The sequence below is a fragment of the Roseibium sp. genome, from assembly GCF_025698965.1.
Classification (GTDB): domain Bacteria; phylum Pseudomonadota; class Alphaproteobacteria; order Rhizobiales; family Stappiaceae; genus Roseibium.
Genome location: NZ_JAILWL010000209.1, coordinates 1 through 10,841, shown reverse-complemented (window position 1 = coordinate 10,841; position 10,841 = coordinate 1). Strand labels below are relative to the sequence as shown.

Annotated in this window: 13 protein-coding genes; 3 read left to right on the top strand and 10 right to left on the bottom strand. The window is 50.4% G+C overall.

From position 1 onward, the window contains the following. Positions 1-92 precede the first annotated feature (92 nt). Entirely contained in the window at positions 93-1,319 is a 1,227-nt protein-coding gene (locus tag K5905_RS17240) for an ATP-binding protein (RefSeq protein ID WP_297586053.1), read from the bottom strand. A 307-nt stretch (positions 1,320-1,626) separates the two neighbouring features. Continuing rightward, the gene (locus tag K5905_RS17235; protein ID WP_297586061.1) at positions 1,627-2,190 is read right to left on the bottom strand and encodes a DUF4238 domain-containing protein; all 564 of its coding nucleotides are present in this window, start codon (positions 2,188-2,190) and stop codon (positions 1,627-1,629) included. 164 nt (positions 2,191-2,354) lie between these two features. On the opposite strand from K5905_RS17235, the gene K5905_RS17230 reads away from it, so the two are divergent. The 3 genes from K5905_RS17230 (at position 2,355) to K5905_RS17220 (ending at position 4,528) form a co-directional block, all read left to right on the top strand. Further along, positions 2,355-2,855 (top strand): helix-turn-helix domain-containing protein, encoded by a 501-nt coding sequence (locus K5905_RS17230; protein WP_297586051.1) that lies wholly within the window; start codon positions 2,355-2,357, stop codon positions 2,853-2,855. Then, entirely contained in the window at positions 2,845-3,432 is a 588-nt protein-coding gene (locus tag K5905_RS17225; protein WP_297586059.1) for a PIN domain-containing protein, read from the top strand. Before K5905_RS17230 ends, K5905_RS17225 begins: the two co-directional genes overlap by 11 nt. 382 nt (positions 3,433-3,814) lie before the next feature. After that, positions 3,815-4,528 carry a hypothetical protein gene (locus tag K5905_RS17220; protein WP_297586048.1) on the top strand — a complete coding sequence of 238 codons (714 nt, stop codon included), beginning with the start codon at positions 3,815-3,817 and terminating at the stop codon, positions 4,526-4,528. A gap of 343 nt (positions 4,529-4,871) precedes the next feature. Here K5905_RS17220 and K5905_RS17215 read toward each other — a convergent pair whose 3' ends face one another. The 8 genes from K5905_RS17215 to K5905_RS17180 form a co-directional block, all read right to left on the bottom strand. Next, positions 4,872-5,828, bottom strand: coding sequence for a Gfo/Idh/MocA family oxidoreductase (locus K5905_RS17215; protein ID WP_297586047.1), 957 nt, complete (start codon positions 5,826-5,828; stop codon positions 4,872-4,874). Then, complete coding sequence (locus tag K5905_RS17210; RefSeq protein WP_297586045.1) at positions 5,829-6,668, bottom strand: class III extradiol dioxygenase subunit beta; 840 nt, start codon at positions 6,666-6,668, stop codon at positions 5,829-5,831. Further along, complete coding sequence (gene ligA / locus K5905_RS17205; protein ID WP_297586043.1) at positions 6,661-7,068, bottom strand: protocatechuate 4,5-dioxygenase subunit alpha; 408 nt, start codon at positions 7,066-7,068, stop codon at positions 6,661-6,663. The genes K5905_RS17210 and ligA overlap by 8 nt, the downstream gene beginning before the upstream one ends. Before the next feature lie 68 nt (positions 7,069-7,136). Next, positions 7,137-7,613, bottom strand: a complete 477-nt coding sequence (locus tag K5905_RS17200) for a Dabb family protein (protein ID WP_367186979.1) — start codon at positions 7,611-7,613, stop codon at positions 7,137-7,139. An 81-nt stretch (positions 7,614-7,694) separates the two neighbouring features. Beyond that, positions 7,695-8,909: an MFS transporter gene (locus K5905_RS17195; RefSeq protein ID WP_297586040.1), complete on the bottom strand. Its 1,215-nt coding sequence runs from the start codon at positions 8,907-8,909 to the stop codon at positions 7,695-7,697. Next, positions 8,899-9,828, bottom strand: coding sequence for a sulfotransferase (locus K5905_RS17190; RefSeq protein ID WP_297586039.1), 930 nt, complete (start codon positions 9,826-9,828; stop codon positions 8,899-8,901). The genes K5905_RS17195 and K5905_RS17190 overlap by 11 nt, the downstream gene beginning before the upstream one ends. Before the next feature lie 17 nt (positions 9,829-9,845). Further along, entirely contained in the window at positions 9,846-10,565 is a 720-nt protein-coding gene (locus K5905_RS17185) for a dienelactone hydrolase family protein (protein WP_297586037.1), read from the bottom strand. Positions 10,566-10,568: 3 nt separating this feature from the next. Further along, a partial coding sequence (locus K5905_RS17180) for an asparagine synthase-related protein (RefSeq protein ID WP_297586035.1) occupies positions 10,569-10,841 on the bottom strand: 273 nt, incomplete at its 5' end.

Sequence of the window (10,841 nt, the reverse complement as noted above, 5' to 3'; positions counted from 1 at the left end):
TGATCAAAGCCCGACTTTGGAATGCCGCCTGCCGAGCAGATATTTTTATAGAAAGTTGGCTAGGCCCTGAATGCACTGTTCTCCCGAAGAGTTCATCGTGATGACCACAGGCTGGAAATCGGTGCGGCATACATATCGTCGGCAAACGGTACGACCTGGTCATGGTCATAGAGAACGATCCCCTGGACAAACTTGTCGCCACATGCTTCTGCAAGTTTTCGCATTCCCGAAAAATCTTTCGACATCACTGTTGCAGAGGATTTGACCTCGATACCGACGACTTCACCGCGTCGGTTTTCGATCACAATAGCGACCTCATTTCTGTCCTTGTCTCTAAAGTGGGTGAAAGAGCAGCGCTGATCGCTCCAAGTTGCGATTTTCCGTAATTCGCTAAACACGAACGTTTCTAGGATCCCGCCGAAGGTGGTCTTGTCCTTTTGGACGACGTCCGGGGAGACATCCCGCAACGCGGCAAGAAGGCCAGCGTCGAAAAAATGGAGCTTCGGCGATTTGGTCAAGCGTTTCAACTTGTTGGTGAACCACGGCTGCAATGTATGAACGATAAACAGACTCTCGAAAATGCGCAGGTATTTTTGAGTAGTGACGTGGTTGAGACCTATCGATCCACCAATGCCTGAATAGTTTACCAATTGACCGGAATACTCAGCCAAGATGCTCAAGAGCCTCGGCATGATCGAGATTTGTTCGATCTGTGCCACATCTCGCACATCACGTTGGACGATCGCGTCAATGTAACCATGATACCAGTCTTGCCGACGGCCCCAACTTCGCCGGCTGATTGCTTCTGGATATCCACCGGCCAAAACGATCTCGATCAGATTTTGCCCCACAACTGCATTCTGTATTGTTGGTGTGCTACGTGAAAAAGCGTTGTCCAGAAAATTTGATTTTTTGCCAGTGATTTCGGATTGTGAAAGAGGCAGGAGCCTGACTGCTTCCATCCGACCAGCAAGGGAGTCTGCGACCTTGGGAATGGTCATGAGGTTCGCAGAACCGGTTAGGAGAAACTTCCCCGGACTTTTATTCCTGTCAACTTCTGTCTTGATGGACAATAAAAGATCCGGCGCGCGTTGGATCTCATCAATTACAGCTCGATCCAAGCCACGTAGGAAACCAACGGGATCGTTTGTCGCTGCTGCCAGCACGGTCGGATCATCAAGTGTGAAGAACGGAATCTTATCCGCAGCAATATCTGTTGCCAGGGTCGTTTTTCCGGACTGCCTGGGCCCGGCGATGAGGACGACACGGGTGTCAGCTAGAGCGTCTTCAATCCTTGTTTTCGCAAAGCGAGGATACATTCAACTGTCTTTCAATTCCGACCGTTTGAAAGCACGTTCTCGACCAATTGAAAGTCAATGCTCGACCAGTTGAAACCTGAAGATTGACCAACTGAAACTCTGACTGCCGTGCCCCAAATCTGAATTTCGCGTCGGTGAATAGTAAACTTGGACTAAAAGCGCAGTAAGTTACACACCACGCACAACACAACGATAAGCGCGAATTATCGATGGTTATCCAGCACACAAAAGCGTCGGAAGTAATCCCACCGCGACAGCATTTTTTCGAACTGAAGCAATTGGAGGCGATCAACATCATTTTGTAGCGTCACAGTCCCGCAAGCGAACGAACCAATTGGGGCGACCGTCCTGCGATGAGGTTGCTGTTCTTAAAGATTTCCGTGTTCAGCCGACGGACATCATCTGGCTTCATAATGTGCCGATCAACGGCACCAACATTGCCCCAAGGAGATACTGCAACGTTCGGAGCGATCGGCATCCAGAACTCGGTTTGGTGGTCCCCGAGGTGCCCCGTTGCCCCCATACGAATTTGTGGGTGATCACCAATAACAAAGCTCTTGTTTTGGGCTTCGATGAAAGCAACCATAATTCCACGCTGGCAAAGGACCTTCAACATATCCTCTCCAGAGTTTGATCTGGCTTTCACCATTACGTTCTGCAACCGGCGATCTCTTTTCGCAGGATCGCGAAGCTGAGATTTCAAGGCAGGATCAAGCGAACCTCTCACGCGCTCCAAGTCTTCGATTGCTTCATCCCAATCCTGATCGAATTCACCCGTCAAACCTAAGCGGTCAAAAGCGTCCGGTGCTCGCGAGAACTGTCGATAAACAAATTCATCCCAAACAGCCTTTTCTGCTGGCTTGAGCGACAGCCCTTTCCCATGCTCCGCATAAACTGGTCCGAATTGAGTGCGAATTGGCCAATTTAGACAATCAGAAGCTTGTTAGTGCGGAACGTGAATCACGGAAGATTTCAAACACGTGATAACATTTGCTTCACTTATTACACTTATTTCACTTGTGCACGCTAACAAACATGCATATCTTTTTTGATAAAGAAGGAGATAAAACAATGGCTGCAGCAATTGAAAGGGCAAAGCCAGACGCTTTGGATCATCGTTTACCGACACCCGAAGAGATTGACAGCGCTGCACATGCGGCGGCTGCACTCGCAAACTCACTAGATGCAAATGGCGCATTGGTCGTCGCTGGTACAGAAGATAACGAACTACACATTGCACCAGCCATAAGCGGCCTGATGATTGACTTATTGACCAAAGTTGCCAGCGGCAACATGGTTACATTGGTGCCAACCGGTGCCGATCTGACGACCACACAGGCGGCAAGCATGTTGAATGTATCGCGGCCATTCTTAACGAAACTGCTAAAGCGCGGCGACATTGATCATTTCATGGTCGGCACACATAGACGGATAAAATTCGAAGATGTGATGGCTTACAAGGCCAAACGAGATGAAGAACAATCAGGTGCGCTGGATGAACTAGCCGCGCTTGGACAGGAGATTGATGCCGACTGACTTTGTAGCAGATGGATTTTGCGTCGTCTTAGACGCAAATGTGATTTACCCAAACAGAATGCGCGACATTCTCTTGACATTGGTCCACCACGGTCTCTTTAGGGCCGTGTGGACCGATGAAATCATGGAGGAGTGGTCCCGAAATGTGTTGGCAAACCACGCAACAACACAAGACAAAATTGATCGAACAATTGCGATTATGAAATCTGCCTTTGAAGCGAACTGGATTGATCATCATCGGCCATTAATCGAGGGCATCGAAGGCTTACCGGACGCCGACGACAGACATGTTGTTGCCGCAGCGATTGCCGCAAACGCTCAACAGATCGTAACGAATAACATAAAAGACTTTCCTGCAGACGTACTCGAAGAGCATGAATTGGAAGCCATCGACCCTGACACGTTTCTAGTAGGACAGTTTGAACTAAATCCGCCTCTGGCAATCAAAGCTGTTAGGACGGTTCGTCAAAGGTATGGCAACCCATCGATGACCAGAAGCGAATTTCTGACTGACCTGACCGCAAAAGGAATGCCCAAATTCGCAGCAAGGCTTCGCCCGAACTTTGAGAACATTTAGCATCCCGCAATCTACCCAAACACTTGCGACAAGCCCCTTTACAATCGGTTCGCGGGATCAGACTCCAAATTCATGGACGAGCGTGCTATGAGTGCGACAGTATAACCGGTGTAGTTTGTGACAGGAGAGCCGATAAATGCTGCTTATTGGTTATGTGTTACTCGTTCTCGTGCTCGCAGGGCTGGCTGGCTACTTCAAACCAAGGGCCCGAGGGTGGTCGTATGTTGATCTCATCTAATACCCACTAGCTATTGCTGGAGTCATTGTTTTCTATTTTGAGTCGGCCAATCTTAGGACAAGCATTGCAACCGAAGATCGACGAGACGAGCTTCTTAGGGATCTTGATCGCATCCAGTCGGAGCGACCCATACTCAACTCGCAATTGTCAGGTACAAAATTAGTCCGGCAGGGTGGTGAATTTTTGCAAATCATCTCTCGGAGCGGACGCAGCTGTAAGGACTTCAAGCATATTCCCAGCTGCAGTGTTTCGGCCGACCTTTTGCCAATCATTGCAGAAGGGCAACGCCTGCTCCTTGGCTACAATGGGTCACACGACCTGTACGCTGTCTGCGAAGAGGCACCAAAAATTCTTACCGAGATTTCCGAAAATGGTGCGTTTGCGACTTTCCTTACAAGTGCAGTTTCCGAACACTACTTTCGGGGCCTCAAAAAAGGATTTCATCCGCTCGAATTCAATCCCACCTATGAGTACATCAACGAACTTCGCCCATCGCTCAAGCAAAGCGCAGCCCAGATGCTCAGCGATCTTCGACTAAATGAAGAAGAACAGGATTGGATGCGGAGGCGATATGAAGCCACCATAAATGATGGCATGGCCCTTCTCTTTGGATTCGAAGCATGCCTGAGAACACCGGAAAGCTTGCGGAACGGGCAATATGCAGCGTGGAACCAATCCGTACAACAACAATCGAGCAGAGTTGATGAGACCGAGCTTGAACTCATACAACTCCAGGAACAAAGCAGGCGCCTGAACGACGCGGGCCGCTTCCGTATACTGTCTTGGCCGTACATCATCGTGTTTGCTCTCGCCCTGAAGTTTGGCAAAGGCGTAGCTGCCGTTAAACAGAGGCAGTAATGCTTTACATGCTGCGGCAGTCCACCTTGGGCTTGCACCGGCGTCGTTTCGACCGAGAAGCGATGCCGTTATTCGCCAGCGCTTCCCGAATAGGACACTCTACCCAAATGCAATTAATCTGAGAATCTGAACGCCACCATTCTCATAATTAACTCCCTAAACACTCTCAATCAGCCGTTTTCTTGCGCTTAACTGCCAAGCGACACACGCCGCCGCTCCGCCTTAACAATCCGATATCACCGTCTTGGGGCATTTGACGTCTGGAATGACGCTACCCGAGCAGCTTGAAATCTGAGCATTAGGATTTCTCTTTGAGCCCAGGGTTAACGTGACAACATCCCTTTTAGGCCTTAAGCACGCCCATTTGATCTTCGAGCTTTTGCATAACCTGCATCGCCGCCAGCCCCTGAGCAAAGCTGGAGTTCGGCTCGCGGCCTTCTTGGATCGCAGAAATGAACTCGCGATCTATCAGTTCGATACCGTTGTTACTGACCGCCACACCAGAAAGATCGATTTTGTTTTCGCGCCCGTCCATCAGATCGTCGTAGTGCGCAATATAAGTGCCAGTGTCGCCGATATAGCGAAAGAAGGTGCCAAAGGGGCCATCGTTGTTGAAGGACAGTGACAAGGTGCAAAGCTTTTCGCTCGGCGTCTTCATCCCAATGGTCATATCCAGCGCGATGCCCAGATCAGGGTGCGCCGGGCCTTGTAAGCCAAAGACCTCTAAAGGCATCTCTCCTGTCTGGTACATGAACAGGTCAATGGTGTGGCAGGCGTGGTGCCAGAGAAGGTGATCTGTCCATGAACGCAGCCCCCCATTGGCGTTGGTGTTGTTGCGTCGGAAGAAAAACGTCTGCCCGCCCATCTGTTGGATGTTGAATTCGCCGGCGTCGATGCGGTTCTTGATCCATTGATGCGAAGGATTGAAGCGGCGCACATGACCAACCATACCCACTACACCGGTCTCTTTTTGCACCTCCTCCATCGCAAGCGCGTCCGCAAGGCTGTCTGCCATTGGGGTCTCTGCAAATGTATGTTTACCCGCGCGCATCGCAGCGATGGATTGCTCGGCATGCAATTGCGTCGGTGTCGACAGGATTATCGCTTCAACATCGGAGGCCAGAAAATCCTCAAAGTTGGAGCATGCCTTGGCAATTCCCCTTTCCGATGCAAGCCCTTCGATCTTATCTTTATCGGGGCCGAAGATCGTGGTGACCTTCGCGTCCGGGATATTATCCAACGCGTCCAAGTGTTTCTGACCGAAGGCCCCATAGGCCCCGGCAATACCGATATTCACCATTTATCTATTCTCAAGTATCAGGTGGCCTACGGCCGTGTTTGAGGCAGGAACATGGTAGAACCGGTGTACCTCATTCACATCTTCATTGAGAGTACCGCGCATGACATACCACATGACCAGCTCGATCCCTTCGGACCCGGCCTCGCGCAGATATTCCACGTGGCTGATCCGGCACCCCTGCTCGGGGTCATTGATCAGTAAATCCATGAAGCGTGCATCCCACTCCGAGTTGATCAAGCCAGCGCGCTGATGCTGAAGTTGATGGCTCATTCCGCCTGTGCCAAAGGCACAGACTTTCAGGGCCTCGGGATAGCTCTCGATCGCCTTGCGAATAGCCTTGCCCAAAGCAAAGCAACGTGCACCCAGAGGGGCTGGATATTGAACAACGTTCACCGCCAACGGAACGACCGGACAGGGCCATTCCTCGGGTCTGCCGAACATCATGGTCAAAGGCACAGTCAACCCGTGATCCACCTCCATCTCGTTCATGATAGTTATGTCGAACTTGTCGAGGATCAGTGACTGGGCGATATGCGCGCTGAGCTTTCGGTGACCCTTGACGACCGGTACCGGGCGAGGGCCCCACCCTTCATCCGCAGGGGGATACTCATGGGCGCAGCCAAGCGCAAAGGTCGGGATCATACTTGCATCAAAGGCTGTGCAGTGATCGTTATAGACAAGAAAGATGAGGTCCGGCTTTTCCTTGGCAATCCACTCTTTCGAGTATTCGAAACCTTTAAAAATCGGAGCGTAGTAGTCATCGTTCGAAATTCCCGAATCCGAGGCAACGCCAAGGGCGGGCGCATGACTACAGGCGACGCCTGAGGTGATTTTAGCCATCTTTGTTTTCCCACTCATGCACATAGCGGTTGCCCTCGATCCCGCGCCCGCCTGCGATCATCATCGCGCGATAGTCGGTCACGCTCATACCAGTCATCAGGGCAGCCAGTTCCTGGAAATTGATCCCGTGGAAAGCTGCAAGCTTCGAGGTGTAGTAGATGTTGCCCCCCAGCTCTAACAACCGGTTCCAGTCCTGGTTCAATGCAGCTTCACGCTGATCGACAGTCATGGGAAAGGCATCGATAAACCGTTCCGGGTCTGCCTTGAATGCATTGCGATTCCTTTGCAACCGAAGCGATATGCAGAATTTGTTCAGGTGATAGCCCTCTTCCGCCCGGTCGCTGTCGAAGACGATCGTGCCGGGTATGTCGGAATATTCCTTGTCAGATGCGCGCGTCATGGCGACCTCCCTTCACCGCTCTGGACATTGCGGCACGCCTCCATGAACGGCCACAGATCAGCAGTCTGTCACTTGCCGGGATGAGGCACCTGGAAATCCGCGGCTATGCGGAGCTCTCTAAGGGGCCGGACAATTTCAATGCATTCTTGATAGATCGGGTGGGAACGATAGGCGTGCATCGCGCATTCGTCCTCAAATTCGGCATAAACAATTACATCCACCTCGTTGGAGAAGCTGTCCTGTTTCCGGTTTTTTCCCACTTCAAAATGGCTCACGGTCGGGATCTTCGCCAACATCGAAAGACCATCGGCGATACGTTCAACATCGCCTGGATCCTTGCTGCTAAAGAATACAACATGGCGAATAGGTTCTCGCCGCGGGGTCCGTTTTGTCATTTTAGTGCTCCTCTTTGGAAACGAAAAAAATGTAACAGCGGAGCTCTTGCTGGGTTGAGCGGAAGATCCGCAATCCAGCCGATTGAAATTCCATTGCTCCGCAGCAAGTGGCAACTTGGGTAGCGACCCAAAATCCAATGCATCGCGCATCAGCTTATGACTTATCCCGCCGCCAGGGCTCGTCTCACGTTAGGGAAAGATGGCAGTGCAAAAATCGTTGATCATTGTTTGTCATCCCTCATGGACCGCTTCAGTTTTGGGAGAACCTTCAATTGCGGAAGACACGAGCAACACGCCCGCCACCACAAAGACGGCTGTTATCGAAAACTGTTCGAATATCCAAAATCCAACATAGCTGCCGACCGCGATACCTGCCTGAAACACGATGTTGCTCATCGCGTTGATGTAACCCCGCGCCATTACTGGTGCCGATGCAATGAGTGAATTCATCAACAACACTACCGAAATGGATTGGAAAAAGATCATCGGCGCATAGGTAAGGAATTGATAGATCGGCAATCCCTTTCCGAAAATCGGTACCAGAATGCAGAACGCGGCGCATAGCCCCGAAACGGACATCAACGACTCGACCCTTGTTGCAATCCGGCTCAACAGGTCATTCAGCCGTCCCGAGACCATGGATCCCAGAAAACCCAAAACACCGGATACGAAAAAGATCAGCGCCATTGTCGAACTTGAAAAGCTCCCCCCGTGCGAGCCGGAATGAAGCCAGGTTGGATAGACGGTAAAGATCGCGAAAATGCTCGCAGTCTGCAGAAACTTACGAATAAGCATCAACAGGGTCGTTCTGTTTTCAGGGCTGAATACTTTGACCCCATGACCTGATTCTGCCTGTTTGGGCTGGGGATCCGCCGGTGTCGGGAGGCCCAGATAAGCAGTGGCAAAGGTAACTAAAGTGAAAGCCGCGAGACCAATGACAACAAGCCTCCAGGAATAATGATCAGACACCAGGATCACCAGAGGTATCAAAGCGAGGCTTACGACATAGCCCGCCGACATGACATAGCCCATAATGCGAGGCCGATCCTTTGGTTCGTACATGTCAGCCACAAAGGGCAAGATCGACGCGCCCATCATGGGCATGACAACTGCCATCAGCAGCCGAGAAAGGATCAGGGAATGGATGCCGGAGACAAGCGATGTCAAAAGAAAAACTCCTGACACCAGAAAACCACCAACCAGCAGGATCTTTTTCCGATTGAACCTGTCCAGCACTCGGCTCCAGCAAAAGTTGGACACACAGACGGCTATGGAAAACGATGCCAGCACTATCGAGACATCATGGTTCGACAGCGAAAACTCTTCGCTGATGTAGATTGCCAACGATGGCAAAACCAGGAAATTCGCTTGCATGATCATGAAGGAGGAAAACAGCACCAACGGCACAATCATGCTCAAGCTGTTGCTTTGTATACTATTTGACATCGCCGATAAGCTCTTTCCATGCACTTTCATACTCAGCGCGATGTTCAAAATCGGTGGGGATTAGGGCGTATGTCTTTTCATAATCGTACCCCATCGAAGTGAAAAGTTCGGGTCCGGCCCAGTCCATCCACTTTCGGGCAAAGAATTTCTTTTTGTCCGTGTCCAGGTATCCGACCCACTTGCTGATGTAGTCCGAATTCGGCTCATTGTTCTTTCGCAATGAGGTCACGTCACCAAAGCCCGATATTTCGGTGTCCGTTTTTTCCTTGATGGCATTTCCGTAGAACAAAGTGTTCTGGTAGGGCAATTCCAAGTATTCGTAGAGTAACTTCAACCCATCCGACGGCGCGGCCACAAAGTCCTCATACCGTATCCGGTACCCTTTGAATTCCTCAGATACGTAAAGGTTCTTTATGTTCTCATAGGCATCAAAAAGATCTGAGCGGCGCCCCTTCAGGACGGATACATCCTCGCCAAACCACTTCATCAACCCGGCAAATTGTGCAGCTGGATTTCGGACGAGCAAAAGGTACTTCGCTTCAGGTAGAATGCGTGCCATCTGATGGTAAATCATGTGGTAGCGGATGTTCTTGTCCAAGAAGAAATCCCGACCGGTATGCTTTATTGCCTGCTCGTACAAATGAAGCGCGAACTTACCTGCAGCTTCATAATATAAATCTTCACCATTCTCAAAATTCCCCAGAAAGGCGTGAAGATTTTTGTTCGCAACATCAGCATTATATTCAGCGGATATTCCAAGGTTCTTTGAATCAAGATCGCGAAGACCATAGGACACCGAAAACAGGAACCAAGGTGAGGCCAGCAAACCAATATCCGAGTGCGCCCCCAAGATCTGTTGGAGCATTGTAGAACCCGACCTGTGATTGCAGATCAGGAAGATGATATTCTTCTCATTCATTGGAGTACGCGCCCTTCTTAATCCAGAGTTTCCCGGAGGCTTTCGACAACGAATGCCCAGGTACGAGCGTCCAAATCAGGATCGTATTTGATGCCCGGAACGCTGCCGTCTGCTTTGGGATTTGTGAAAGCGTGCCCGCCACGGCCAAAGTTAATGACCGTCCAATCGACATTACATCGCGTCAAATGCTCCTGAAGTTCTTCAAGAGCACCTGGTTTTACCAGCGGGTCGGCAGCACCATTGATGACAAATGCCTTTTCACAATTATAGTCGGTGGGTGACATCTTTGCTTCCGAGATGACACCGTGCACGCTGATGATGGAGGACAGATTGGTTTCGAGTTTTGCCATTTCGAGAACGCAAAGTCCCCCGAAGCAATGGCCAATAGCCGAAACTTTGCCTGTATCAACTCTATCGAGGGATACAGCCTTTTCATAACCAAGGCGCAGCCGGCGCAAGAGCAATTCGGGATTATCAAGGAAGGGTTGCTTCAGACGATGCCCGTCCGAATGTTCCTTGCCGCGTATTCCCTTTCCATAGATATCAATTGCAAAGGCAACATAGCCAAGGCTCGCTATCTTTTGCGCCAATGCCTGAACGAAGTCGTCTATGCCAAGCCAAGGGTGCGAAATGATGACCAATGGCAGCTTCCGAACATCAGATCTCTCGGGGTAACACACCAGACCTTCAAGTTCTGACTCACCGTCAAAATAAATTAAGTTCTCTGACTTTTGCATTTGTCACTCCTGCGTTGGTTTGACGTTGGCGTCATGCCATTCCCGAAGCACCAGCAGCGCCCAAAGCAACGAGGACGCTTTTTCATCCATTTCACTGGTCCTGAATTGTTGAATTTGTTCGACATCGAAATAGTCGCGCACGATTGAATCTTGAGAGAATGCCGTGTCGAATACGTATTCCCGGACAGATTTTGTTTCAGCCATTATATGGTGAATGGGGAACGTAAAGGGCTGCTTCTTTCTGTAGATCACGTCCTTTGGCAAATATTTTTTGCC